The sequence below is a fragment of the Bradyrhizobium sp. i1.15.2 genome (genome assembly GCF_040548425.1).
GTDB classification, from domain to species: domain Bacteria; phylum Pseudomonadota; class Alphaproteobacteria; order Rhizobiales; family Xanthobacteraceae; genus Bradyrhizobium; species Bradyrhizobium canariense.
On sequence record NZ_JBEPRQ010000030.1, the window covers coordinates 1 to 22,975 of the forward strand.

Here is a 22,975-nt window from a genome sequence, read left to right on the forward strand (position 1 = left end):
TACTCGTCCGAATAAGAACGTCGCTGCCGTTTCGTCATCTGACACCTCTTGCTGTCTAAGCTATAGGTGTCCACCGATTTAGGGGAGGCTCAGAGCGCCTGACGTCGCACCGGGATGCTTCGAATCAGAACGGGGACCGTGATCGCGGTCCCCGTTCGAGCCTCGCTTAGCGCGAAGCTTACCAATGGCGGCGGTGCCAGCGCCGGCGATGCCAGCCCCAGTGACGGCGGCGCCAACCCCAATGACGGTGATGGCCGTGCCAGTGCACCTGCTCCGGCTTCAACTGCGCGGCCTCTTCGCTGCTGGTGACTGCGGGATGAGCGTCGGGATTACCTTGCGGCATCCTGCCATCACCGAGCGGCTGCGGCGCCAGCGGCGCGGCCTGTGCGGCAGTGGTGAACGCGGCAGCTCCGGCCGCGACACCGATTGCAAATTTTAAAAAGTTCCGGCGCTCCATGACTTCTTTCCTCTTGGATGGTCGTGCCAGTGATGCAGAGGAAGTGTCGCGGCGACGACATGAACCGAAGCTGAATCGCGCGTTCAGCTTCGTTGCGCAGGTGACAGGGAGGATTCGCAGCGCCGTAGCCCGGTGCTCTATTTCCCAAACTCCTGCGCCAGCACCAGCAACTCGCGCGTGCGCGTCACGTCGGGCCAATCGCGGTTGAAATCGGCCACCAGCTGCGTCAGCGCATCGCCCTTCAACATGGCGTGCAGCGCAGCCTCGCTCTCGAACTGATACATCGCCTGATGCAGTGGCGGATCGTCGAGGCTTCAGAACCGCCAGGCCTTAGCCACACCGAACGCCTTCACCGCGTCGGGCAGATATTCCGTCTCGTACCATCTGTCAAAGGCGGCGCGCCTGCCGGGCATCGGGGACGATGGCGCGGACGACGAAGAAGGCTGACGGCATCGGATTTGCTTCTGTTGTTTGGGGTGAGACCAGCCGGTGACGTCGCGGACGACAAAAAAGAGTGGCACCGGTGTCGGAATGTGCGCCCTTCGCTCGTCCTTTGCTTCGAACCAGGACACGGAGACAGCAAATGGCCGACCTCACCCTGACCACTTTCAATTGGGTTCCCGAACCACCGCGAGGCTGGGTGCGCGATCTTCGCGTGCGCTGGGCCCTGGAAGAAGCCGCCCTGCCCTATCGCGTCGCCAGCGTGCCGTTCGACGACCGCGGCGCTGCGCATCTCGCGCACCAGCCGTTCGGCCAGGTGCCATGGCTGACCGACGGCGACATCTCCATCTTCGAGACCGGCGCGATTCTGTTGCATCTTGGCGACCGCAGCGAGAAGCTGATGCCCAAAGACCCGCGCGGCCGCGCCGAGACGACGAAATGGCTGTTCGCCGCACTCAATTCGGTGGAGATGGCAAGCCTGCCCTGGGGGATGTCGAAGTTCATGGGACATCCGACCACGGCGGCGTGGAAATTCGTGGACGACTTCCTCAAACTCCGCCTCCAGCACATGGAGGCGGTGCTGGCCAACCGCGAATGGCTGGCAGGCACGTTCTCCGTCGCCGACATCCTGATGGCGGACGTGCTGCGCCTCGTCGATCATTTCGACGGGCTCACGGAGCATCCGGCCTGCCGCGCCTACGTCGCGCGCGCCACCGCCCGCCCGGCCTTCGCCAAGGCCCACGCCGACCAGATGGCGCATTTCGCCGCGGCGGACGCGGCGCGTTCGTAGTTCGTAGGGCGGATTAGCGAAGCGTAATCCGCCACTTCCCTATCCGATGAACCTTGGTGGATTACGCTGTCGCTAATCCACCCTACGCACCGAACGTGATGCTCCGCACATAACTAGCCCGACGGCGGCCGTAGGCTCGGCCATCAAATCAACCCTGCGGAAGGTGACACATGGCCCGCATCGCATATCTCAGAGACCAGCTTGCCCGCGCCGAAAGACTGGCAAAAGCGATCCTCGACCGGCAAACCGCGGAGCAGCTTCAGGCGTTCGCAGCCGAATGCCGCGAGGAGCTGCAGGTGCTGTCGCGCAGGGTTGCGGCGTAAGGCTGCTCAGTTACACGAGCTTCATCGGCGCATCCGCGACCACGCGAAGGTCGATGCGGCTGATCAGTTGAGACCGAAGCGCCTCCGCATCACCGATCGCACCCTCCGTCTGCCGCAGCGTGCTGACGTTCGAACCAAGCGAGACGATCCCGCCGAGCACCAGAGCGATCGATCCGAGCGCGGCGGTCTGACCCATCCCGAACAAGCCGAGGATCGTGATCAGCAACAGCGCAGCCCCGCCACCGATCGCGAGCTTGGATGCCAGGATGTACTTCCGGCAGCGCTCGGCAATCTCGGCCAAAGCCTCGATACGCGCTTCGATGTCGGAAATGGCGTCGGTCGGATCGCTGTCGGTCATTGGATTTGGATCGGGGATGCCAACTCAGAAACAGAATCAGTAGCCCGCATGAGCGAAGCGACATGCGGGACTTGGATAGAAAACCCGGATGTCGCTACGCTCATCCGGGCTACAAGTGCGCTCTACAACGGCAAATTGTCGTGCTTCTTCGCCGGCGTTTCCACCTTCTTGTCCTTCAGCATCGACAGCGCCCGCGCGATCCGCTTGCGGGTCGAGTGCGGCATGATGACGTCGTCGATGTAGCCGCGCTCGGCCGCGATGAAGGGCGACAGGAAGCGGTCTTCGTATTCCTTGGTGCGCGCGGCGATCTTGTCGGGGTCGCCGATGTCGGCGCGGAAGATGATCTCGACCGCGCCCTTGGCGCCCATCACCGCGATCTGGGCGGTTGGCCAGGCATAGTTCATGTCGGCGCCGATCTCCTTGGAGGCCATGACGTCGAAGGCGCCGCCATAGGCTTTTCGAGTGATGATGGTGACCAGCGGCACGGTGCACTGCGAGTACGCAAACAGCAGCTTGGCGCCGTGCTTGATCAGGCCGCCATATTCCTGCGCGGTGCCGGGCAGGAAGCCCGGCACGTCGACGAAGGTGACGATCGGGATGTTGAAGGCATCGCAGAAACGCACGAAGCGCGCCGCCTTGCGCGAGGCGTCAGAGTCGAGCACGCCGGCGAGCACCATCGGCTGGTTGGCGACGAAGCCTACCGTCCGGCCCGCGATGCGGCCGAAGCCGGTGACGATGTTCTTGGCAAAAGCGTCCGCGATCTCGAAGAAGTCGCCCTCGTCCACGACCTTGAGGATCAGCTCCTTCATGTCGTAGGGCTTGTTCGGATTGTCGGGGATCAGCGTGTCGAGCGACATGTCGACCCGGCCGATGTCGTCGAAGCTCGGCCATTCCGGCACGCCGTCGGTGTTGTTGGACGGCAGGAAGTCGATCAGGCGCCGCATCTGCAACAGCGTCTCGACGTCGTTCTCGAAGGCGCCGTCGGCTATTGAGGAGCGCGTGGCGTGCACCGAGGCACCGCCGAGCTCTTCCGCCGTGACGACCTCGTTGGTGACGGTCTTCACCACGTCCGGGCCGGTGACGAACATGTAGCTGGTGTTCTTCACCATGAAGATGAAGTCGGTCATCGCAGGCGAATAGACGTCGCCGCCGGCGCAGGGGCCCATGATGACGGAGATCTGCGGGATCACGCCGGAGGCGAGCACGTTGCGGCGGAACACGTAGGAATAGCCGGCGAGCGCTGCGACGCCTTCCTGGATGCGGGCGCCCCCCGCATCATAGAGGCCGATGATGGGCGCACGCGCCTTCATCGCCATGTCCTGGAGTTTCGTGATCTTCAGCGCGTGCGTTTCCGAGAGCGAGCCGCCGAACACCGTAAAGTCCTTGGCGAACACAAAAGTCTTGCGGCCGTTGACGGTGCCCCAGCCGGTGACCACGCCGTCGCCGGGCACCTTGTTCTTCTCCATGCCGAACTCGGTGGAGCGGTGCTCGACGAACATATCGAATTCCTCGAACGATCCCTTGTCGAGCAAGAGCTCGATACGCTCACGCGCGGTCAGCTTGCCGCGGGCGTGCTGCGCCTCGATGCGCTTCTCACCGCCGCCGAGCTTTGCGCCGGCGCGACGGTCTTCAAGGGCGTCCAGGATATTCTTCATTTGCTCCCGCCAGTTCTTAGCCTAAATGCGATTGCCGGGGTTCTAACACGGCATTTTGCGGGCCGGGAAGCGGCTTTCGGTCCCGCAGGGCTGCCTTGCCGCAGCGGGAAAGCGCAAGGAATTACAAAGTTTTGCCTGGGAGACGAGCATGACCGAAGGAACGGCTGAGACCGGCGCGGCGACGGGCGGCGTCAACATCCTGCTGCGGCTGGAGGGCCTGACCCTGTTTGTGGGGATGGTGATGCTCTACTGGGCCTGGGACGGCTCATGGCTCGTGTTCGCCCTGCTGTTCTTCGTCCCCGATCTCAGCTTCCTGGCATATCTGTCGGACGCCAAACTCGGCGCGATGGTCTACAACGCCGCCCACAGCTACATGGCGCCGGTCGCGCTGCTGACGCTCGGCTTCGGCCTCGCCTCGCCGCTCACCCTGTCCATCGCCTTGATCTGGCTCGCCCATATCGGCCTCGACCGGGCACTGGGCTATGGCCTGAAATATTCGGCCGGGTTCGGCTTCACCCATCTCGGCCGGATCGGCCGGCAGAAGGATACCTGACCCCACGCGCTGCCCGTAAATTTGGCGGCCCGCTCCGGTTGACCGGACCTGCCGATTCAGGCTTGCTCACGTTTACGATCAGGCGCCGAATGTTGCGTGAGCTCAGTCGGTACGGCGGCGGTCATCATTTCCGGCTGCAAGCATCACCCCATGTCCGCGACGGTCGTTCCCCTGCCGCCGAACCCATCGTCCGAAACCACGGACTTCCTGCGGCGCATGGCCAGCATGGTGTCGGGGCGGAACGGCGAGATGCTGCTGCGCGCGGCCGCGCTGATCGAGTCGCTGACGCAACGGGCGATGTCGGCGGAACGCCTCTATCACCGGGAGCACGAAGAGAACACGCGCAACAGCGAGCTGCGCGAGGCCGGTGAGATGGCGTCCGACGCCATGGTCAAGCAAATCGACGGGCTGCGCAGCCAGCTTGCCGAGGTCACCTCGGCCGCGGCGGCCGAGCGCGCGGCATTCGATGCCGAGCGCGGCAAGCTTGTCGGCCTGATGCAGCACGCCGAGAGCCATATCGGCCAGCTCACAAGCGAGCTGGAAACGCTGCACGCCTCGGTCGACAGCTTCAACGAGACCGCAATCTCCGTGCCGATCGAGGTGCTGCGGCTGGCGCGCACCCAGTTCGATTTCCTCTTCGCCGGCTTTGCCCGCAAGGGCGACGTGATCTCGCAGGCGATGAGCGAGATTGGCGGTTTTGCGATCGACCAGGCGCTGACGGTGAAGAAGGTCGATCCCGCCTGAGGCGAACCGCCGGCTTGCGTCAATTTGACAGCGCGCAGGCCTGTTGTTCTACTCACTGAAAATCACGGGGGAGGATCCGATGCCGACGGCATTCCGCGTCGCCATGGCGCTCTGCATTTCAACGCTGTTCGTCGGCATTTGCGCCAACGCGCAATCGCTTCCCAGGGAAGTCGCCACCCGCGCCGAGATCTACCCGATCCCCTCGCTCACCCTCTCCGACCAGCAATTCCTGAGCGGCGACGCCGCGGCCGGCAAGCCGGTGACGGTCGCAGGCGAACTCCGCGTGGCGCAAGGCAGCGGAAAACTCCCCGTCGTGGTGCTGATGCACGGCTCGAGCGGCGTCGGCACCACCACCGAAGCCTGGGTGCACGCGTTCAACGCCATGGGCATCTCGACCTTCGTGATCGACGGCTTTACCGGCCGCGGGCTGACGGTGGTGGGGCCGAACCAGGCTCTGCTCGGCCGGCTCAACCTCGTCATCGACATCTACCGCTCGCTGGAGATCCTCGCAAAACATCCCCGCGTCGATCCTGATCGCATCGTGCTGATGGGCTTTTCACGCGGCGGACAGGCGACGCTCTATGCGAGCCTCGAGCGCTTCCACAAGCTCTGGAACAAGTCCGGCATCCAGTTCGCCGCCTACATTCCGTTCTACCCCGACTGCTCGACGACCTATCAGAACGACACGGACGTCGCCGTGCGCCCGATCCGCATCTTTCACGGCACGCCCGACGACTACAATCCCGTCAAGAGCTGCAAGGCTTTCGTTGAGCGGCTCAAGACGGCCGGCCGCGACGTGGTGCTGACCGAATACCCCGACAGCGCGCATGGTTTTGACAGTGGGCTGCTCGGCGTCAATACGGTTGCCGTGTCCACGGGCGCGCAGACGGTACGCAGCTGCCAGATCAAGGAAGGCGATGGCGGCGTGCTGATGAACGCCGATACGAAAGCGCCATTCACGTACAAGGATTCCTGCGTCGAGCTCAATCCGCATGTCGGCGGCAATCCCGCGACTGCCGCCGAGTCGCGCAAGGCCGTGGTGGAGTTTTTGCAGGCGCTGTTCAAGCTGGGTTAGGCCAGCGCGACATACTCCGTCATTGCGAACGCAGCGAAGCAATCCAGAATCTTTCCGCAGCGGCAGTCTGGATTGCTTCGTCGCTTCGCTCCTCGCAATGACGCGCTCTTACGGCTCGCCCGGCTTGAACGGCTCCTGCTTGTCCGGCGGCACGGTCTCCTCCGCCATTGCCAGCAGCATCGCGACCATCACGTAATTGCCGGCGACCGCGGTAAGGTCGACGATCTGCTGGTCATCGAACACCTTCTTCGCGCGCGCAAAGGTTTCGTCGCCGATCTTCTTCGTCGTGGTGAGCTCAGTGACGAAATCGTAGACCACGGCCTCGTCCTCGGCCATGTTCGCAGGCCGCTTATTGGCCATCAGCTCCGCGATGACGTCGGGCGACAGGCCCGCCTTCGCCGCGAGCGGCGCATGGGCGTACCATTCGACCTGCGAGCGCCATTGCCGCCCGATGATCAGGATCGCGAACTCGTTGAGTTTTGTCGGGACCGAGGTCTCCCAGCGCAGATAGTGGAACAGGTCAAACAGACGCTGGCCGAGCACCGGGCTGCGGATCATCGGATTGTAGGGCCCGCCGATGCCCACGCTCGAGACCTTCATGATCTGCTCGCCGAGCGGCTTCTGCTTGGCGTCGAGCTGGTCCATCGTGAGCTGCGGAAAGCGCGGCTCCCTGCTGGTGGCGGGAGCGGCAAACATCGTAGCGGCGAGCCAGCCGCCCGCGGCAGCAAGCGTCAGCGACGACAGCCAGAGCGGCGTTGAGTTCATGTTGTGTCCTCCCGGTTTTTTCTTGACCCGGAGGATGCTAGTCGAGCGGCGCTCGCGCGGTAGCGCTAGATCGCGCCGATCTCGGCAAGGCAGGCTTGCGTCAGCGGCATGCGCTCACCGACCAGACGCGGCTCCTTGCAGTCCATATTGAGCGCGAACACGGTGTGCGCTTCGCCCTTCTCGGCCCAGCCCACCATCCAGCCAAGCGACGGCTCGCCGCGCTCTGCACCAAGCAGCCCGGACTTGGCGCGAATGACGCTATCGCCGACCTTGGTCACCGGCAGGATGTCAGCGACGAGATCCTGGCTGCGTTTCGAGATCGGCAGCGCGCGACGGCGCAGCCGGTCGACGAAATCGACCTGCTCGACCGGATCGATGCGCAAGGCGCCGGTGAGCCAGAATTGGTCGATGCCGCCGCCGATGTCGCGATTGCCGTAGTCGAACAGATCGACGTATTTCTGCATGCGCTCTTGCCCGATCCGGCGCGCGATCTCCTGATAGACCGGCACCGCGCTCACGAGAATCGCGCTGCGCAGCGTGTGGTCCTTGTTCCAGGCCTCGATCGGACGCTTCACGCCATCCCAGGGAAATACGTCCTTGTCGGGGTCAGTGACGACGCCAGTTTCGAGCGCGATCAGCGAGTTCGGAATCTTGAAGGTCGAAGCCGGCAGCTTCGCCTCGCCCGAACGTTCCTTGTCGCTGGCGACGATCAGATAGTCCTCGACCTTGTAGCCGACGAACGTCCCGGCCGTGTTGAGGTCGGTGAAGCGCTTTGCAAGGCTGTCACGGATCTCGTTGCGCGGCGGCGCGACGTGAGCGAGTGCGCGCGATGGCAGGATCGCGGCTGCGGCGAGAAGACCGAGAGTCGAACGGCGGGTGAGCAAGAGCGATGTCCGTTGAACGATAAAATGGACCCGACCATGAAGCCGTTATCGTGGTGAAACGATGACAGCTACCGCCTGCCCGACAGCCGCAGCACGAACACCAGTACTTCGGCGACGGCCTTGTAGAGGTCGGGCGGGATCTCCTCGCCGAGTTCGACCTTGGAGAGCGCGCCGGCCAGGATCTCGTTCTCCTCGATCGGGATGTCGTTGGCCTTGGCGATCTCGACGATTTTTTCGCCGATCGTGCCCTTGCCCTTGGCGACGACGACAGGCGCGTTGCTGCCCTTCTCGTAATGGAGCGCAATCGCAAGCTTCGACGGGTCGCTCATGTGGCGCGATCCAGGAAGTGGCCGGCACGGGCCGGTGTGGGCTGCGGCGGGGTGCCATCGCGGACCAGGATGTCGCCGGGCTTGAGCTCGGCCCTGGTCAGGGCCTGGTTGAGCTCGCCGATTCCGGCGCGGAGCTGCTGTGCGGTCGCCGGCCGCTCCGCCCACATCCGCACGAAGGTCTTGTCACCGTTCAGAGTAATCAAAGCGTGCACGGGGCCGGCCGGCTCGACATTGAGCGTGAAGCGCGCGCGCCAGGCGCGCTTGGCGGGATCGGCGGATTCATTGCCGCCGTCGCGCGAGATCTCGAACTGCGCCATTGCCGTGCCCTGCGGCGTTGCGAATGGAATCTCGAAATTCCACTGCGGCACGGTCGGATCGATCCTGTGACCGCCGGCGTCGGTGCGATCGGGGAGCGAAGCAACCTGCAGCAAGGTCTGGCGCGCGATCGCTGCATCGGTGTCGTCGAGCAGGCGATGCACGGTGGCAGCGAGCGGCGTATCCGGTACGAGTGACGGCGAGGCGATGGATTGCGGCGACGGCAGCGCGCCGCGAACCGGTGGTGGCGTCGCGCGCGCGGCGGCCTCGAAAATATGTCCGTCGGGCACGGCCTTGTTCGAGCCCGGCACGTTCCCCATCATGCGCGGCAGGTTTTGCGTGATCTCTTGCAGGAGACTGGCGGCAAGGCCTGCGGTCATGGTCCGCGGCATCGAGGCCTGCGGCGCACCGCCAGCGATGTCCGCCAACACAGAGGCTACGAGATTGGCGCTGCGCGGCATTTGCGGTGATTGGGCGATCTCAGGTTCGGTTGCGGTCAATGCGGCCTGTGCAGCCTGCGTCTGCGCGACAGCGACCTGCGGTGCCGCCACGGTATCAGCTGGAAGGGCGGCACCTTGCGCCTGTGGCGCCGTCTCGAGCGTTGTCAGAGTCTGCCGCAGCACCAGCAGCGCGGCTTTCAAATCCGGCATCGTTCCGGAGGACGGCGTCACGCCTGCGGCGAGCGAGGCCTCGAGGAGCAGCCCGGACTTCTGGAAGGCGGATTCGATATCGCCGCCATCGAGCCCGGTGTTGAGCGGCGTCTGCTGCGCCAGCACGCCCAGCATCGCCTGCTTCAGCCCCGCCGGAAGATCGCTGCCGGTGACGACCGCGGCCAGATTGGCGAACAGCGGCGCCTGGCTGCCCTGCTTTGTGACCGCCTCGGCCGAAGCTGCGGTAACGGCGACCTGCTCCGATGGCGTCAGCACGTTGCGTCCCGCGCTCGCCGACGGAGCAAGCGAGGGGCTGTCAACCAGCGAGGCCGCAGCCGGCGTCAGCGTGACCTGATCGGCGGTCGCCTCGCCGGCGCCGCCCATGACGGCGAGCCGGATGGTGCCGCCGTTCTGCGACACCGCAAGCTGGAGATTTTGTCCCGGTGTCAGCGACACCTCGGACATCACATCCATCGAGAGGTTGGCGATCGCGATCCGCACCAGATTATCGGCGAGCACGCTGACCACTCTGGCGTCGACCACGCTGCCGGCCTGCAGCACAAGATCGGGCGTCGCCGCGTCAGCAACAGGGCTGGCGGCACTGACGGGAAGAATCGAGCTTATCGGCGTCGGCATCGCGAGGGGCCCTGGAGCACGGGCCACCCTAACGCCTGCGTCGTAAACCTCTCGTTAAGGACCTTTGGCCGCAGGCGGCTTCACAGCGGCCAAAACCGCCACGGCAGCCTCGAAATCCCGCAGGCGGGCTGCGCGGCGGCCCGCCGCCTCCTCGTCCACGCCCCATTTCTCGGCATTCCAGTCCTCGTCGACATAAGCCGCCGCCCAGACCTGATCGGCGTCGCGTACGCCATGGGCTAGTGCCAGCGCCAGCAGGGCCGAGCCGGTGAGCGTGGTGATCACGTGGAGCGCGGCGACCGACCAGGCATCCCCCGGCAGCGCCGCACGCGCGGCCTGGAGCGCCTCCTCCGGCTGCGTAACATGCATGACGCCTTCGGACAGGATGAAATGCGCGCCGAGCGTCTCCGCGGCCCAGAACAGCACGGGGTCCCAATGCGCGGCCTCCCGGGCGACAAGTCCCTCGGGATGGCCGGCGCGATAAAACAGCAGATCGGACTGGAGGTATTTTGCGAGGTCGTCCGTGACCAGATCGACGCGGTCGACGACGCCCTCGACCACGCTGTTGGCGATCCGCGTCAGCGGCATGGTCATGGGCTTGATCGTCTCGTTCTGATCCGCCCACTCGGCAGCCACTGCGTCGGCCAGCGCGCGCGAGGGGATCACCACCTGGCGCCCGGAGGGCGTTCGGATCGCCTTGCCATCGAGGGTGATGGCGAAGCCGTCCTCGGCCTCGGTTACCCCTGCCTCCTTGTAGAAACGCTTGCGCAACGGCACGCGCGTGGCCTGGCGGACCAACTCCTGCGGATCGAGCGGGGATCGCCCCGCAGCTTCATCGAACAATTCGCGCATCTTGTTTCGGTCCCTGCCCAGTCACCAACCCTTCAACCGCCCCCGTTCAACTACTCTTCAGGCGCGTTCTCGATCGGATCAAACCGGCTTGCGTCGAGTCCGAGCAGGTTCCACGACTGCTGCATGTGCTGCGGCAGCGGCGCGGTGGCATCGATGAAGCCGCCGCGCGGATGCGGGATGACGATGCGGCGTGCCAGCAGGTGCAGCCGGTTTTGCAGGCCGCCCGGCAGCTGCCAGTTCTCGATGTTGAAATATTTGGGATCGCCGACGATGGGGTGGCCGATATGTTCCATGTGGGCGCGCAGCTGGTGGGTGCGCCCCGTCACCGGCTTCAGCGACACCCAGGTCAGCTTGTTGCCGGCGGTCTCGACCACCGCATAGTATGTCACAGCGTGGCTTGCGCCCTCGTCGCCATGCTGGGCGATGCGCATGATGGTGTCGTCCTCGCTCTCTTCCTTGGCAAGGAATGTCGAGATGCGGCCCTGCTTCGGCTTCGGTAGCCCCGGCACCAGCGCCCAATAGGTTTTTCGCGCCGACCGCGAACGGAACGCGCCGGTCAGATGCGAGGCGGCAAAGCGCGTCTTGGCGACCAGGAGACAGCCCGACGTCTCCCTGTCGATGCGATGCACGAGGCGCGGCTTCTGGCCCTTGGAATCGCGCATCACCTCCAGCATCTGGTCGATGTGTCGCGTCATGCCCGAGCCGCCCTGCACGGCGAGACCGGCCGGTTTGTTCAGGACGAGAACGTCGTCGTCCTCATAGATCGTCATCTCCTTCAGCGCGGCAAGCGTCTTTTGCGCCGCCTCCGACTGCGGGTTGGGTGCCTTCGGCGTGTCGAGCTTCAACGGCGGAATGCGGACGCTCTGACCCTCCTCCAGGCGGTCCTTGCTGTCGACGCGCTTGCCGTCGACGCGCAGCTCGCCTTTGCGAACGACGCGCTGGATGTGGGAGAATGAGAGGCCGGGAAAGTGCGCTTCAAGGAAGCGATCGACGCGCATGTTGTTCTCGTCGGCTGTCACCTTGACGGTCTGCACCTTGGTCGGCAGCAATGCCTCGACGGGCTTTGCAGCAACCGGCGTTTCCTGCACAACAGCTTTGGGCGCGCGCCGTTCGTTGCGCTCGGCCGCAAATCGCGGCGGCTTCCCGCCTGGCTTCGCCCCAGGCCGCGGCCCCGCCGCCTTGGCGCTGCGCGCCTTGAACGGACGCGCCTCCTTGCGCTCGTCGCGCTCGCGAGGTTTCGGGTTCATTCTCTTGATGCGGCGGCTCATGCGGTTTTTCCAAGCTTTCGTGTCGACTGCACCGTCGCGCGGCGCGGCAGCGACGCAACCTGCGCCCCCACCTCTTCTTCCGCGAGGCGCAGCTCATATTGCTGCTGCAGGTCCATCCAGAACTGCGGGCTGGTGTCGAACCAGTGACCAAGACGCAACGCCGTATCGGCCGTGATTCCGCGCTGTCCATTGATGATGCCGGTGATCCGGTTCACGGGTACATCGACCTGACGCGCGAGTTCTGCGGCGGAGATGCCGAGTTGTCGCAGTTCTTCGGCAAGGTGTTCACCGGGATGTATGGGCGTGCGGGGCATGGCGATTTCTTGGCCGGACTAGCGTGAATTACGCGTTACGTAAACCGTAAATCGAACCCTGCAGCAAGCCCGAAAGGGTTAGGCCCCACCCCGCTCCTTCCGCAACTTCGCCCAATAATCCAGCCGCTTCCTGATCTCCCGCTCGAACCCGCGGTCGGGCGGGTCGTAAAAGGTCTGGCGGCCCAGCGCATCCGGGAAGTAATCCTGGCCGGAGAAGGCGTCGGGGGCGTCATGGTCGTATTCGTAAGATGCGCCGTAGCCTTCCGACTTCATCAGCTTGGTCGGCGAGTTGAGGATGTGTTTCGGCGGCAGCAGCGAGCCGGCCTGCTTTGCGACCTGCATCGCCTTGCCGAAGGCGGTGTAGACGGCATTCGATTTCGGTGCGGTGGCGAGATAGACCACCGCCTGCGCGATCGCGAGCTCGCCCTCGGGATGACCGAGGAAGTCGAAGGCATCCTTGGCGGCGTTGGCGATGACCAGCGCCTGCGGATCGGCAAGCCCTATATCCTCGACAGCCATGCGCACGACGCGGCGGGCCAGAAACAGCGGATCCTCGCCGGCATCGAGCATGCGCGCGAGATAATACAGCGCGGCATCGGGATCGGAGCCCCGCACCGACTTATGCAGCGCCGAGATCAAATTGTAATGGCCGTCGGCCGACTTGTCGTAGATCGGCGCGCGGCGCTGCAAAATCTCCTGCAACTGCGCGGCGTCGAAAATCTCGTCCTTGCGCGCGGCGCGCCAGACTTCCTCGACGAGCGTCAGCGACGCGCGGCCGTCGCCATCGGCCATGCGCACCAGCACGGCGCGCGCTTCCTCGTCGAGGGGCAGCTTGCGGCCCTCGACCTCCTCGGCATGCGCAAACAGCTTTTCGATCGCGGCCGCGTCGAGCGAGCGAAACACCAGCACGCGCGCCCGGGACAGAAGCGCCGCGTTGAGCTCGAATGACGGATTTTCGGTGGTAGCGCCGACCATCACCACTGTGCCATCTTCCATGACGGGCAGAAACGAATCCTGCTGGGCGCGGTTGAAGCGATGCACCTCGTCGACGAACAGCAGCGTGCCCTTGCCCATCTCGCGGCGTGCACGCGCCGCCTCAAAGGCCTTCTTCAAATCGGCGACGCCGGAGAACACCGCGGAGATCTGCTCGAAATGCAGATCGGTGGCGTCCGCGAGCAGCCGCGCCACCGTGGTCTTGCCGGTGCCGGGCGGGCCCCAGAACACCAGCGAGCCCAGCGTGCGCGTCTCCAGCATGCGCGTCAGCGCGCCGTCGGGACCCAGGATGTGATCCTGGCCGACGACCTCCGAGAGCGCGCGCGGCCGCAGCCGATCCGGCAGCGGATGCGGAGCCTCGTGATCGAGCCCCGCCGCGGCGAAGAGAGTTGGCGTCTCCTGTGGTCGTTTCGGACTCATCCGCCCAGCGTGACGTTGATCTGCTGGCCGCCGCGCACCAGCGTGATGCGCCAGATGCGCTGGCGCTCGGCCGCCGCCTTTTCGAGATCGCTGGTCTTGCTGATCTTTTGGTTGTTGACCGCCAGGATGACGTCGCCCTTCTGGAAGCCGACATTCGCGGCCGCGCTGTCGCCGCCGAGATCGGTGACCACGACGCCTTCGGTGTCGGCATCCAAATGCAGCTCGTCGGCGAGCGCCGGGGTGATGGTCGAGACCTTCGCGCCTTGGAGAGGCGAGCGCGCGGTAATGACGAGCTCGTTGCGGCCGGCATCGGGCGCGGCGTCCAGCGCCACCGTCAGCTTAATCGGCTTGCCGCCGCGCTGCACGTCGATCTGCGCCGTGCCGCCGAGCGGCCGTGTGGCGAAACGATAGTCGAAGGCGTTGGGATCATCCACGGTCTGGCCGTCGATCGAGACGATCAGGTCGGAGGATTTCAGCCCGGCCTTCGCCGCCGGTCCGTTCGGAACGACGCTTGCGACCAGCGCACCGGTCGGCGAACGCAGCCCGAGGCTCTCGGCGATCTCCGGCGTCACCGCCTGCAATTTCGCCCCTAACCAGGGCCGCTTCACCGCCTTGCCCCCGCCCTTGGCGGAGGCGACGACGACGCGCACCATGTTGGCGGGGATGGCGAAGCCGATGCCCTGCGAGCCGCCGGAGCGCGAATAGATCGCGGTGTTGATGCCCGCGAGCCTGCCGTTCATGTCGACCAACGCGCCGCCGGAATTGCCGGGATTGATCGCCGCGTCGGTCTGGATGAAGAACTGGTAGTCGGTGATACCGACCTGCGTGCGCGCCAAGGCCGAGATGATGCCGTGAGTCACGGTCTGGCCGACGCCGAAGGGATTGCCGATCGCCATCACGACGTCGCCGACCAGCAGCTCGTCCGAATTGGTGAATTCGAGAGCCGGAAACTTCTCCTTGGTGTCCTTCAGACGCAGCACCGCGAGATCGCTGCGAGAGTCCTTCAGCACGATCTCGGCCTCGAACTCACGCTTGTCCGACAGCGACACCTTGACCTGGTCGGCGCCTTCGATGACATGGACGTTGGTGACGACGAGCCCGGACGCATCGACGATCACGCCCGAACCGAGCGAGCGCTGCACCTGCTCCTGCTGCTGGCCAGGCACGCCGAAGAAGCGGCGGAAGATCGGGTCGTCGAGCAGCGGGTTGCGGTTCTGCACCACCTTGGCGGCATAGACGTTGACGACCGCCGGCTGCACCCGCTGCACGATCGGCGCATAGGACAGCCGCAGTTCGGCGGGCGAGGACGGCACTCGGCGGTCCTGCGCGGCGGCCGGATTGAAGTTGGCCGAAAAGGCTATGCACAGTGCCGTGACGACGGCGGTCCAGGTCGATCGAAACATTCCTACCTCTTGGAAAAGACGCCGGAATATAGGCGCGTTCGCCCCCCAATAGAAGGGCGCCCGGCGCCATATTCGCCCCCCTTTTTGGTGTGTCCGGCCTGCAAGCTGTGCGTGCGAAATGGCAATTTGCCGGGGCTGTGGATTGGCATGATGTGCGTCATCTTGCATGGTGGTGCAAGGCGGATTCGGTTGCGGCGAATTTACACCAGTGGGAACCGCGCAACCGGGCGCAGCGTCGCGGGGCAGTCATCGATCACACCTAGGCTCTCCGCCAGCGACTTGGGGAAGTTCGTCAAACGATGGAGTCATGACGTGAGCAGGACAAGAATTGCAGCCACGGCGATTGGTCTCGCCGCCGCACTGGCAGCTTCGCAGGCCCAGGCCCAATCGGCGAGCAGCAGCGACCAGGAGATCGCGCTCCTGAAGCAGCAGTTGAAGATGCTGGAGCAGAAGCTCGACAAGCTCCAGAGCCAGACCGCCGCGAATACCGCGGCGACGGCGAAGGCCAGGCTTGAGGCGAAGGCGGAGGCGAAAGCCGAAGCGCGGTCCGAAGCGAAGGCCGTCGTCGCCAACGCCAACGCGGCGATCCCGCTCAAGGGACCAGCGCCCGCATCCGGCGTCGTCGTGACGATGCCGAACAACCGGCCCACTATCTGCACTGCCGATGGAGCAAACTGCGTCGGAATCACAGGCCGCGTGCATTGGGATGTCGGCGGCTATGACTATCGGCCCAACACGGGGGCGACCGTGCCGCAAAAGCTCGACAGCGGCGAGAACGTCCGCCGCGCGCGCATCGGTCTCGCCGGCAAGTTCTTCAATGACTGGAATTTCGCGCTGATCTACGACTTCGGCGGCTCCTCCGACGGATTTGGCGGCGCAGCTCCGGGTTCGCTGCCCGGCGGCGGCGTCTCCGGCGTCGAGAACGCCTATCTCAGCTACACCGGCTTGAAGCCATTCGGCGGCAAGATGGCCATCGAAGGCGGCATCATGGACCTGCCCTACACGCTCGATGAGGCCACGAGCTCCAACGACATCATGTTCATGGAGCGCGCCTCGGCGGGCATCGTTGCCACCAGCATCGCCGCAGGCGACTTCCGCTCGGCTGTCGGCACGCGCTGGTACAACGACGTGTTCTGGGCGGGCGGCTATGTTACCGGTCCCGCTACCGGTGCGATCCACTCAGCCTCGAGCGTTGCGCCGAACGGCACCACGGAACAATACGGCGCGGTCGCCCGTGTCGCCGGCCAGGTCGTCAGCGGCAAAGACTACTCAGTCCATCTCGGCGGCAATGCCGAATGGCTGATCCAGCCGACGCGCAATCTGGTGACGGGTGCACAGACGGTGACGCTGAGCGATCGTCCGGAACTGCGCATCGATCCCACGGCACTGGCTACGACCAGCGCAATCGCCAATGCCTCCGGCGCGCAGGTCTACAGCGTCGAAGCGGCCGCCACCTATGGACCGCTGATCCTGCAAGGCGAGTATTTCTGGTACAACATCGATCGCAGCGCCAATACCGGCCTGCCGCCGCTGGGTGCGCCGAGCCTCAAATTCCAGGGCGGCTACGCGCAGGCCGGCTACGTGCTGACGGGCGAGAGCCGCAGTTACAATGCGGCGAATGCGGCCTATGGCGGCGTTAAGCCAGCGCACCCGTTCTCGCTCGAGGGCGGTGGCTGGGGCGCGTGGGAAATCGCGGGACGGTTCTCCACGGTCGACCTCAACGATCAGCTCGGAACCGCCACCGGCGTCGCAGGCGGCCGGCAGACCGTCTACACGGCGGCGCTGAACTGGTACGTCAACGGCAACGTCCGTTTCATGCTGGACTATCTGCATGGCACGGTGTCGAGGCAGGCCTCGCCGGTCTCGACCGCCGATGTCGGCTCGAAATTCGATGCGGTCGCGATGCGGACGCAGTTCGCGTTCTAGGTCTCGCCTGTCGTCCCGGGGCGCCAAAATGCGAACCCGGGACCCAGCATCTGCAACGCTATCTGAAGGAGACACGCCATGAAGGCCGTCGGCTACAGGAAGTCGCTTCCGATCGAGGATCAGGACGCGCTGATCGATTTCGAGACCGCAAAGCCCGAACCGAAGGGCCGTGATATCCGCGTGGCCGTGAAGGCGATCTCGGCCAATCCGGTCGATTACAAGGTGCGCAAGCGCGCAGCCCCGCCAGAGGGCGAGACGAAGATTCTGGGCTATGACGCGGCCGGCGTGGTCGACGCCGTCGGTCCGGACGTCACGCTGTTCAAGCCGGGCGATGAGGTGTTTTACGCCGGCTCGATCCTGCGCCAGGGTACCAATTCCGAATTCCATCTCGTCGACGAGCGCATCGTCGGCAACAAGCCGAAGAGCCTGTCGTTTGCGCAGGCCGCCGCCCTACCCCTCACCTCCATCACCGCCTGCGAGCTGTTATTCGATCGGCTCGGTGCGGTGCCCGGCAAGAGTGTTGATCCGCGCACGCTCTTGATCACGGGCGGCGCCGGCGGTGTCGGCTCCATCCTGATCCAGCTTGCACGCCGCCTCACCGGCCTTACGGTTGTCGCGACCGCGACGCGACCGGAGTCGCAAAAATGGTGCCTCGATCTCGGCGCGCATGCGGTGATCGACCACGGCAAGCCGATGAAGGAGCAGATCGAGAAGCTCAAGCTGCCGCCGGTCGCGCTGGTGGCGAGCCTCACCTTCACCGACCAGCACTACAAGAGCATCGCCGAATTCATGGCACCGCAGGGCAAGTTCGGCCTGATCGACGATCCCCCGGAATTCACCGTGAGCGCGTTCAAGGGCAAGGCGATCTCGGTGCACTGGGAATCGATGTTCACGCGCTCCTCGTTCCAGACCGCCGACATGATCGCGCAGCATCATCTGCTCAACGATGTCGCCGACCTCATCGACAAGGGCGTGCTGCGCACGACGCTCGACCAGACCTTTGGCACGATCAACGCGATCAATCTCAAGCGCGCGCATGCACTGCTCGAGAGTGGCAAGTCGCGCGGCAAGATCGTGCTGGAGGGGTGGTAGGTCCTAGCTCGAACCGGGCGCCGCATTCGTCTCCGGCGGACGCGTCGCCCGCTCGATAAAGCCCTTGGCGAGCGCGTGGTAGATCCCTTCCTCGCAGATCATCCGCGATGTGGCATGTGCAATCAGGGCGGCGGCCATCAACGGCACCACCATGGCGTGGTTGTCGGTCATCTCGGTCACGATGACAAAAGCGGTGATCGGCGCCTGCACTACACCTGCAAAATACGACACCATGCCAAGCAGCATGATCGCGCCGACCGGAGCGTCGTGGAAGAAGGACGCGATATTGCTGCCGAGGCCGGCTCCAACGGCGAGTGACGGCGAAAAAATTCCGCCGGGTATGCCACTGATTGCCGCGAAGGTGGTGGCGAGAAGCTTGAGGATGCCGAAGTCCTGCGGCAGCGGTCCGCCCTGCTCCAGGGCCGTCTTTACCTGCTGGTAGCCTGTGCCATAGATCGTATCGCCGGAGACAAGGCCGCAGATCGCGACCGCCAATCCGCACGCAAGCGCGAACCACAGAGGGTGGCCCTTCACCGCGCGTCCGAACGGATGGGCCAAGCCGCGCGCCATAATGATGACGATACGGCTGAAGATGCCGCCAGCCAAACCGCCGACCACGCCGCACACCGGAACCGCCAGCCAGTCGACGCCGGGGGCCAGCGACATCGCACTGCTGCCGAAATAGGCGTAGTTGCCCATCAGCGCGAGCGAGGTCAGGCCGGCCGCGATCACCGCCGCAATGATGAGGCTGCTGGTACGTGTCTCGAAAGCACGGCTCATCTCCTCGATGCCGAAGACGATTCCCGCCAGCGGTGTGTTGAAGGCGGCCGCGACGCCGGCGGCCGCGCCGGCCAGGATCAATCCGGGCTGGCGGCGTGGCGAGACGCGGCCGAGGGCGAACATGATGGAAGCGCCGACTTGAACGCTCGGTCCTTCCCGGCCGACGGAGCCGCCGCATAGCAGGCCGAACAAGGTGAGGATCACTTTTCCGATCGCGATTCGGATCGAGACCAGGCTCTCGCGCGCCGCCTGGTCGGTCAGATGCCGCGCGGCGATCGCCTGGGGAATGCCGCTGCCCTGTGCGTTCGGGAACAGCCGGGTGGTCAGATAGGCCGAGAGCATGAAGCCGAGAGGTGTCACCGCGAGTACGACGTAGCGCGACTGAGCCAACAGCAGCGCAAAGGCGTGCTGGGCGAGATCGGCGAGCTGGGCCAGCACCACCGCCGCGGCGCCAACCCCGATCCCACCGAGCACGAAGATCGCCCGCCGCTGCCATCGCGCGGATGTCAGCCTGAACAGGCGTTTATGGCGGGTCGACAGGGGCCAGAGCATGAGCCGTTTTAGCCGGTCACGTCGCGAATTGAAGGGGCAAGCGAGCAGACCAGCTAGACTGGAACCACGCCTTCGACGAACATCAACCGTCGCTCCAGCGCCGTTTGCCGCAGCTTTAGCGCTTCGGCATATTCCACTGACGCGTACCATTCCTGCGCCCGCGCCATCGATGGGAACTCCACGATGATGATGGTCTTGGGCGGCGGGCCGCCCTCCACCACCTCAGTGGCGCCGCCACGCACGAGATAGCGGCCGCCATATTGCGCGATGGTTGCCGCGGCCAACGTGCGATAGGCTTCCATCGCGGCTCTGTCGCGCACCTCGACCTCGGAGATCACGTAGGCCGGCATGCGCAGGCCTCAGGCAATCGTGTTGACGATGCCGCCCTCGGCACGCAGCGCCGCACCGTTGGTCGCGGACGCTTCCTTCGAGGCGACATAGACCACCATGTTGGCGATCTCGTCGACGCTGGCGAAGCGCTGGATCAGCGAGCTCGGGCGATGCTGCTTGACGAAATTGGCCGCGGCCTCATCGACCGACTGGCCGTTCTGCTTGGCAAGATCCTTCACGAACGTCTCGACGCCCTCCGACATTGTCGGGCCCGGCAGCACGGAATTGACGGTGACGCCGGTGCCGCGGGTGAGCTGCGCCAGGCCCCGCGCGACCGAGAGCTGCGCCGTCTTGCTCATTCCATAGTGGATCATCTCGACGGGAATGTTGAGCCCGGACTCCGAGGAGATGAAGACGATGCGGCCCCAGTTGCGCTTGAGCATGCCCTTCATATACGCGCGCGAGAGACGCACGCCGCTCATGACGTTGACCTCGAAGAAGCGGCTCCAGTCCTCGTCCGGAATGTCGAAAAAGTCCTTCGGCTCGAAGATGCCGGCATTGTTGATGAGGATATCGACGTCTGGCAGCGCCGCGGCCAGCGCCTTGCAGCCGGCAGCGGTCGAGACATCGGCAGCGATGCCGCGGACCTTCCCGCCCACACCTTCCAGCTTGCGCACGGCGGCATCGACCTTGTCCTGGCCGCGTCCGTTGATCACGACGCTCGCACCCGAGCCGGCAAGGCCCTTGGCGATGGCGTGGCCGATACCAGCGGTCGAGCCGGTCACGAGGGCGGTCTTTCCGGAAAGGTCGATGTTCATGCGTGATCTCCGTTGATGCTGGCGGAGATATTGGGCGCTGCCGGCACGATAGCAATCGGCACTCACCGACGCGTGAGAGCAGGACGCAACCAACGAGGACGGCCAATAAAAAAGCGGCGCCCGAAGGCGCCGCTTTCTGAAAACTCTCTGCCGGTCGGCTTACGCCGCCTCGGCTTCCTTCTCCTGCACCGGACCGGAGTCCTGGCCCTTGGCATCGACGTCGCGGTCGACGAACTCGATCACGGCCATCGGGGCGTTGTCGCCGTAGCGGAAGCCGGCCTTGATGATGCGGGTGTAGCCACCCTGGCGATCCTTGTAGCGGGGCGCGAGGGTGTCAAACAGCTTCCTGACCTGATCCTTGTCGCGCATTTCGGAGATGGCCTGGCGGCGCATGGCCAGCCCGCCCTTCTTGCCGAGGGTAATCAGCTTCTCGACGATCGGACGCAATTCCTTCGCCTTCGGCAGCGTGGTGACGATCTGCTCGTGCTTGATCAGCGCGGCGCACATGTTGGCGAACATCGCGCGGCGATGCTCGGCGGTGCGGTTGAGCTTACGATGAACCTTGCCGTGACGCATTTATCTATTCCTTGAATTTCATTCGTCGCGACGGTTCGTCGGACCAGTTGCTCAGGTGGGCTGCCTGCGTTCGCCCGCTAAGGCGCGATGAATTCGCGCCTCAGCCTGTCGTCGTTCGGATCAGTAGTGATCCTCGAAGCGCTTGGCGAGCTCGTCGATGTTCTCCGGCGGCCAGCCCGGCACTTCCATGCCGAGGTGCAGACCCATCTGGGCCAACACTTCCTTGATCTCGTTCAGCGACTTGCGGCCGAAGTTCGGAGTGCGGAGCATTTCGGCTTCGGACTTCTGCACGAGGTCGCCGATGTAGACGATGTTGTCGTTCTTCAAGCAGTTGGCCGAACGCACCGACAGCTCGAGCTCGTCCACCTTCTTGAGGAAGGCCGGGTTGAAGGCGAGGTCCGGGATGATCTCTTGGGCGACTTCCTTGCGCGGCTCTTCGAAGTTGACGAACACGTTGAGCTGATCTTGCAGGATGCGCGCAGCGTAGGCGACGGAATCATCAGGCGTCAGCGCGCCGTTGGTCTCGATCGTCATGGTCAGCTTGTCGTAGTCGAGGATCTGGCCCTCGCGGGTGTTCTCGACCTTGTAGGAGACCTTGCGGACCGGCGAGTACAGGCTATCGACCGGGATCAGGCCGATCGGTGCGTCCTCGGGGCGGTTGCGCTCGGCGGGAACGTAGCCCTTGCCGGTTGCGACCGTGAACTCCATGCGGATCTCGGCGCCCTCGTCGAGCGTGCAGATCTGCAGGTCGGGATTGAGCACGACGACGTCGCCCACGGTCTGGATGTCGCCGGCGGTGACGACGCCCGGGCCGGACTTCTTGACGACCATGCGCTTGGGGCCTTCGCCCTGCATCTTGATCGAGATGTCCTTGATGTTGAGCACGATGTCGGTGACGTCCTCACGGACGCCCGCGATCGAGGAGAACTCGTGCAGCACGCCGTCGATGTGCACCGACTGCACTGCCGCGCCCTGGAGCGAGGACAGCAGGATGCGGCGCAGCGCGTTGCCGAGCGTCTGGCCGAAGCCGCGCTCGAGCGGTTCGGCGACGATGGTCGCGAAACGGGTCGGATCGCTGCCGGGCTGTACCTGCAGCTTGTTCGGCCGAATCAGTTCTTGCCAATTTTTCTGGATCGTCACTGTTTCACCCATACAGGCCAGTCAGACTGCTGTTGCAGGCACTGGCGTTGGAGAAAGGCCGCAGATCATTTCCACGGCTTTGCAAAAAGTCATCGCGGGCGCCGATGCGCCCGCAATCTGGTATCAAACGCGCCGACGCTTACGGGGACGGCAACCGTTGTGCGGGATCGTGGTCACGTCGCGGATCGAGGTGACGGTGAAGCCCGCGGCCTGCAGCGCCCGGAGCGCCGATTCGCGGCCCGAACCGGGACCGGCGACTTCGACTTCCAGCGTGCGCATGCCGTGCTCTTGCGCCTTCTTCGACACGTCCTCGGCGGCAACCTGTGCGGCATACGGGGTCGACTTGCGCGAGCCCTTGAAGCCCATCGTGCCGGCGGAGGACCAGGCAATCGTGTTGCCCTGCGCGTCGGTGATGGTGATGGTCGTGTTGTTGAACGACGAGTTCACGTGCGCGACGCCGGAGGCGATGTTCTTGCGCTCACGACGACGAACGCGGGTGGCTTCCTTGCCCATAGACTACCTTTCCTGAAGATCTCAAA

General features: G+C 64.7%; 25 protein-coding genes and 1 pseudogene. 7 read left to right on the plus strand and 19 right to left on the minus strand.

Going from position 1 to position 22,975, the window contains the following annotated elements:
- Positions 1-178: 178 nt before the first annotated feature.
- Positions 179-457, minus strand: a complete 279-nt coding sequence (locus ABIB80_RS33215; RefSeq protein WP_354129013.1) for a twin-arginine translocation signal domain-containing protein — start codon at positions 455-457, stop codon at positions 179-181.
- Positions 458-594: 137 nt separating this feature from the next.
- A pseudogene (locus ABIB80_RS33220) lies at positions 595-910 on the minus strand (hypothetical protein).
- 130 nt (positions 911-1,040) lie between these two features.
- Here ABIB80_RS33220 and ABIB80_RS33225 point away from each other — a divergent pair.
- Together ABIB80_RS33225 and ABIB80_RS33230 are read left to right on the plus strand one after the other, a co-directional pair.
- A complete protein-coding gene (locus ABIB80_RS33225) occupies positions 1,041-1,688 on the plus strand; it encodes a glutathione S-transferase family protein (RefSeq protein WP_354129014.1) in 648 nt (215 codons plus the stop codon).
- 170 nt (positions 1,689-1,858) lie between these two features.
- A complete protein-coding gene (locus ABIB80_RS33230; protein WP_007603069.1) occupies positions 1,859-2,011 on the plus strand; it encodes a hypothetical protein in 153 nt (50 codons plus the stop codon).
- 10 nt (positions 2,012-2,021) lie between these two features.
- Here ABIB80_RS33230 and ABIB80_RS33235 read toward each other — a convergent pair whose 3' ends face one another.
- Complete coding sequence (locus ABIB80_RS33235) at positions 2,022-2,369, minus strand: hypothetical protein (RefSeq protein ID WP_354129015.1); 348 nt, start codon at positions 2,367-2,369, stop codon at positions 2,022-2,024.
- A 122-nt stretch (positions 2,370-2,491) separates the two neighbouring features.
- A complete protein-coding gene (locus tag ABIB80_RS33240) occupies positions 2,492-4,024 on the minus strand; it encodes an acyl-CoA carboxylase subunit beta (RefSeq protein WP_007603066.1) in 1,533 nt (510 codons plus the stop codon).
- Positions 4,025-4,172: 148 nt separating this feature from the next.
- On the opposite strand from ABIB80_RS33240, the gene ABIB80_RS33245 reads away from it, so the two are divergent.
- From ABIB80_RS33245 to ABIB80_RS33255, 3 genes are all read left to right on the plus strand, one after another.
- Positions 4,173-4,577 carry a DUF4260 domain-containing protein gene (locus ABIB80_RS33245; protein WP_354129016.1) on the plus strand — a complete coding sequence of 135 codons (405 nt, stop codon included), beginning with the start codon at positions 4,173-4,175 and terminating at the stop codon, positions 4,575-4,577.
- A gap of 150 nt (positions 4,578-4,727) precedes the next feature.
- Positions 4,728-5,321 (plus strand): hypothetical protein, encoded by a 594-nt coding sequence (locus ABIB80_RS33250; protein ID WP_035994713.1) that lies wholly within the window; start codon positions 4,728-4,730, stop codon positions 5,319-5,321.
- Positions 5,322-5,400: 79 nt separating this feature from the next.
- On the plus strand, positions 5,401-6,396 hold the full coding sequence (locus ABIB80_RS33255; RefSeq protein ID WP_007603061.1) for a dienelactone hydrolase family protein: 996 nt from the start codon (positions 5,401-5,403) through the stop codon (positions 6,394-6,396).
- Between the two features lie 108 nt (positions 6,397-6,504).
- On the opposite strand, the gene ABIB80_RS33260 is transcribed toward ABIB80_RS33255, so the two are convergent.
- The 9 genes from ABIB80_RS33260 to ABIB80_RS33300 all read right to left on the minus strand — a co-directional run bounded on the left by ABIB80_RS33260 (position 6,505) and on the right by ABIB80_RS33300 (position 15,222).
- Positions 6,505-7,161 (minus strand): carboxymuconolactone decarboxylase family protein, encoded by a 657-nt coding sequence (locus ABIB80_RS33260; protein ID WP_007603060.1) that lies wholly within the window; start codon positions 7,159-7,161, stop codon positions 6,505-6,507.
- Positions 7,162-7,226: 65 nt separating this feature from the next.
- A complete protein-coding gene (blaOXA, locus tag ABIB80_RS33265) occupies positions 7,227-8,045 on the minus strand; it encodes a class D beta-lactamase (protein WP_219684091.1) in 819 nt (272 codons plus the stop codon).
- Between the two features lie 68 nt (positions 8,046-8,113).
- On the minus strand, positions 8,114-8,374 hold the full coding sequence (locus ABIB80_RS33270; RefSeq protein ID WP_007603059.1) for an EscU/YscU/HrcU family type III secretion system export apparatus switch protein: 261 nt from the start codon (positions 8,372-8,374) through the stop codon (positions 8,114-8,116).
- The gene (gene fliK, locus ABIB80_RS33275) at positions 8,371-9,975 is read right to left on the minus strand and encodes a flagellar hook-length control protein FliK (RefSeq protein WP_007603058.1); all 1,605 of its coding nucleotides are present in this window, start codon (positions 9,973-9,975) and stop codon (positions 8,371-8,373) included. Before fliK ends, ABIB80_RS33270 begins: the two co-directional genes overlap by 4 nt.
- Before the next feature lie 54 nt (positions 9,976-10,029).
- Positions 10,030-10,824 carry an ATP12 family chaperone protein gene (locus ABIB80_RS33280; RefSeq protein ID WP_007603057.1) on the minus strand — a complete coding sequence of 265 codons (795 nt, stop codon included), beginning with the start codon at positions 10,822-10,824 and terminating at the stop codon, positions 10,030-10,032.
- A 50-nt stretch (positions 10,825-10,874) separates the two neighbouring features.
- Complete coding sequence (locus ABIB80_RS33285) at positions 10,875-12,092, minus strand: RluA family pseudouridine synthase (protein WP_007603056.1); 1,218 nt, start codon at positions 12,090-12,092, stop codon at positions 10,875-10,877.
- Positions 12,089-12,406 carry a HigA family addiction module antitoxin gene (locus ABIB80_RS33290; RefSeq protein WP_007603055.1) on the minus strand — a complete coding sequence of 106 codons (318 nt, stop codon included), beginning with the start codon at positions 12,404-12,406 and terminating at the stop codon, positions 12,089-12,091. Before ABIB80_RS33290 ends, ABIB80_RS33285 begins: the two co-directional genes overlap by 4 nt.
- Positions 12,407-12,484: 78 nt before the next feature.
- The gene (locus ABIB80_RS33295; protein ID WP_007603054.1) at positions 12,485-13,819 is read right to left on the minus strand and encodes a replication-associated recombination protein A; all 1,335 of its coding nucleotides are present in this window, start codon (positions 13,817-13,819) and stop codon (positions 12,485-12,487) included.
- Positions 13,816-15,222, minus strand: a complete 1,407-nt coding sequence (locus tag ABIB80_RS33300) for a DegQ family serine endoprotease (protein ID WP_007603053.1) — start codon at positions 15,220-15,222, stop codon at positions 13,816-13,818. The genes ABIB80_RS33295 and ABIB80_RS33300 overlap by 4 nt, the downstream gene beginning before the upstream one ends.
- 312 nt (positions 15,223-15,534) lie before the next feature.
- Here ABIB80_RS33300 and ABIB80_RS33305 point away from each other — a divergent pair, with 312 nt between their 5' ends.
- Both ABIB80_RS33305 and ABIB80_RS33310 read left to right on the plus strand, forming a co-directional pair.
- Positions 15,535-17,148: an OprO/OprP family phosphate-selective porin gene (locus ABIB80_RS33305; RefSeq protein WP_007603052.1), complete on the plus strand. Its 1,614-nt coding sequence runs from the start codon at positions 15,535-15,537 to the stop codon at positions 17,146-17,148.
- A gap of 78 nt (positions 17,149-17,226) precedes the next feature.
- Positions 17,227-18,240 carry a zinc-binding alcohol dehydrogenase family protein gene (locus ABIB80_RS33310; protein WP_354129017.1) on the plus strand — a complete coding sequence of 338 codons (1,014 nt, stop codon included), beginning with the start codon at positions 17,227-17,229 and terminating at the stop codon, positions 18,238-18,240.
- Between the two features lie 3 nt (positions 18,241-18,243).
- Here the strand turns inward: ABIB80_RS33310 and ABIB80_RS33315 are convergent, their stop codons facing one another.
- The 6 genes from ABIB80_RS33315 to rpsK form a co-directional block, all read right to left on the minus strand.
- Positions 18,244-19,572, minus strand: a complete 1,329-nt coding sequence (locus ABIB80_RS33315) for a chloride channel protein (protein ID WP_007603050.1) — start codon at positions 19,570-19,572, stop codon at positions 18,244-18,246.
- A gap of 53 nt (positions 19,573-19,625) precedes the next feature.
- Positions 19,626-19,922 (minus strand): DUF1330 domain-containing protein, encoded by a 297-nt coding sequence (locus ABIB80_RS33320; protein ID WP_007603049.1) that lies wholly within the window; start codon positions 19,920-19,922, stop codon positions 19,626-19,628.
- A gap of 9 nt (positions 19,923-19,931) precedes the next feature.
- A complete protein-coding gene (locus ABIB80_RS33325; protein ID WP_007603048.1) occupies positions 19,932-20,720 on the minus strand; it encodes an SDR family NAD(P)-dependent oxidoreductase in 789 nt (262 codons plus the stop codon).
- A 159-nt stretch (positions 20,721-20,879) separates the two neighbouring features.
- Positions 20,880-21,296: a 50S ribosomal protein L17 gene (gene rplQ, locus ABIB80_RS33330; protein ID WP_007603047.1), complete on the minus strand. Its 417-nt coding sequence runs from the start codon at positions 21,294-21,296 to the stop codon at positions 20,880-20,882.
- Between the two features lie 120 nt (positions 21,297-21,416).
- Positions 21,417-22,448, minus strand: coding sequence for a DNA-directed RNA polymerase subunit alpha (locus ABIB80_RS33335; protein ID WP_007603046.1), 1,032 nt, complete (start codon positions 22,446-22,448; stop codon positions 21,417-21,419).
- Between the two features lie 111 nt (positions 22,449-22,559).
- Entirely contained in the window at positions 22,560-22,949 is a 390-nt protein-coding gene (gene rpsK, locus ABIB80_RS33340; protein ID WP_007603045.1) for a 30S ribosomal protein S11, read from the minus strand.
- Between the last annotated feature and the right edge of the window lie 26 nt (positions 22,950-22,975).

What these genes read in the sequence shown, in the direction of transcription:
- ABIB80_RS33335 (WP_007603046.1), bottom strand. Translation starts at nt 22,448, where the DNA reads ATGGGTGAAACAGTGACGATCCAGAAAAATTGGCAAGAACTGATTCGG.
- ABIB80_RS33295 (WP_007603054.1), bottom strand. Translation starts at nt 13,819, where the DNA reads ATGAGTCCGAAACGACCACAGGAGACGCCAACTCTCTTCGCCGCGGCG.
- ABIB80_RS33325 (WP_007603048.1), bottom strand. Translation starts at nt 20,720, where the DNA reads ATGAACATCGACCTTTCCGGAAAGACCGCCCTCGTGACCGGCTCGACC.
- ABIB80_RS33215 (WP_354129013.1), bottom strand. Translation starts at nt 457, where the DNA reads ATGGAGCGCCGGAACTTTTTAAAATTTGCAATCGGTGTCGCGGCCGGA.
- ABIB80_RS33315 (WP_007603050.1), bottom strand. Translation starts at nt 19,572, where the DNA reads ATGCTCTGGCCCCTGTCGACCCGCCATAAACGCCTGTTCAGGCTGACA.
- ABIB80_RS33255 (WP_007603061.1), top strand. Translation starts at nt 5,401, where the DNA reads ATGCCGACGGCATTCCGCGTCGCCATGGCGCTCTGCATTTCAACGCTG.
- rplQ (WP_007603047.1), bottom strand. Translation starts at nt 21,296, where the DNA reads ATGCGTCACGGCAAGGTTCATCGTAAGCTCAACCGCACCGCCGAGCAT.
- ABIB80_RS33240 (WP_007603066.1), bottom strand. Translation starts at nt 4,024, where the DNA reads ATGAAGAATATCCTGGACGCCCTTGAAGACCGTCGCGCCGGCGCAAAG.
- ABIB80_RS33290 (WP_007603055.1), bottom strand. Translation starts at nt 12,406, where the DNA reads ATGCCCCGCACGCCCATACATCCCGGTGAACACCTTGCCGAAGAACTG.
- ABIB80_RS33270 (WP_007603059.1), bottom strand. Translation starts at nt 8,374, where the DNA reads ATGAGCGACCCGTCGAAGCTTGCGATTGCGCTCCATTACGAGAAGGGC.
- ABIB80_RS33260 (WP_007603060.1), bottom strand. Translation starts at nt 7,161, where the DNA reads ATGAACTCAACGCCGCTCTGGCTGTCGTCGCTGACGCTTGCTGCCGCG.
- rpsK (WP_007603045.1), bottom strand. Translation starts at nt 22,949, where the DNA reads ATGGGCAAGGAAGCCACCCGCGTTCGTCGTCGTGAGCGCAAGAACATC.
- ABIB80_RS33230 (WP_007603069.1), top strand. Translation starts at nt 1,859, where the DNA reads ATGGCCCGCATCGCATATCTCAGAGACCAGCTTGCCCGCGCCGAAAGA.
- ABIB80_RS33320 (WP_007603049.1), bottom strand. Translation starts at nt 19,922, where the DNA reads ATGCCGGCCTACGTGATCTCCGAGGTCGAGGTGCGCGACAGAGCCGCG.
- ABIB80_RS33245 (WP_354129016.1), top strand. Translation starts at nt 4,173, where the DNA reads ATGACCGAAGGAACGGCTGAGACCGGCGCGGCGACGGGCGGCGTCAAC.
- ABIB80_RS33300 (WP_007603053.1), bottom strand. Translation starts at nt 15,222, where the DNA reads ATGTTTCGATCGACCTGGACCGCCGTCGTCACGGCACTGTGCATAGCC.
- fliK (WP_007603058.1), bottom strand. Translation starts at nt 9,975, where the DNA reads ATGCCGACGCCGATAAGCTCGATTCTTCCCGTCAGTGCCGCCAGCCCT.
- ABIB80_RS33310 (WP_354129017.1), top strand. Translation starts at nt 17,227, where the DNA reads ATGAAGGCCGTCGGCTACAGGAAGTCGCTTCCGATCGAGGATCAGGAC.
- ABIB80_RS33250 (WP_035994713.1), top strand. Translation starts at nt 4,728, where the DNA reads ATGTCCGCGACGGTCGTTCCCCTGCCGCCGAACCCATCGTCCGAAACC.
- ABIB80_RS33235 (WP_354129015.1), bottom strand. Translation starts at nt 2,369, where the DNA reads ATGACCGACAGCGATCCGACCGACGCCATTTCCGACATCGAAGCGCGT.
- ABIB80_RS33280 (WP_007603057.1), bottom strand. Translation starts at nt 10,824, where the DNA reads ATGCGCGAATTGTTCGATGAAGCTGCGGGGCGATCCCCGCTCGATCCG.
- ABIB80_RS33285 (WP_007603056.1), bottom strand. Translation starts at nt 12,092, where the DNA reads ATGAGCCGCCGCATCAAGAGAATGAACCCGAAACCTCGCGAGCGCGAC.
- ABIB80_RS33225 (WP_354129014.1), top strand. Translation starts at nt 1,041, where the DNA reads ATGGCCGACCTCACCCTGACCACTTTCAATTGGGTTCCCGAACCACCG.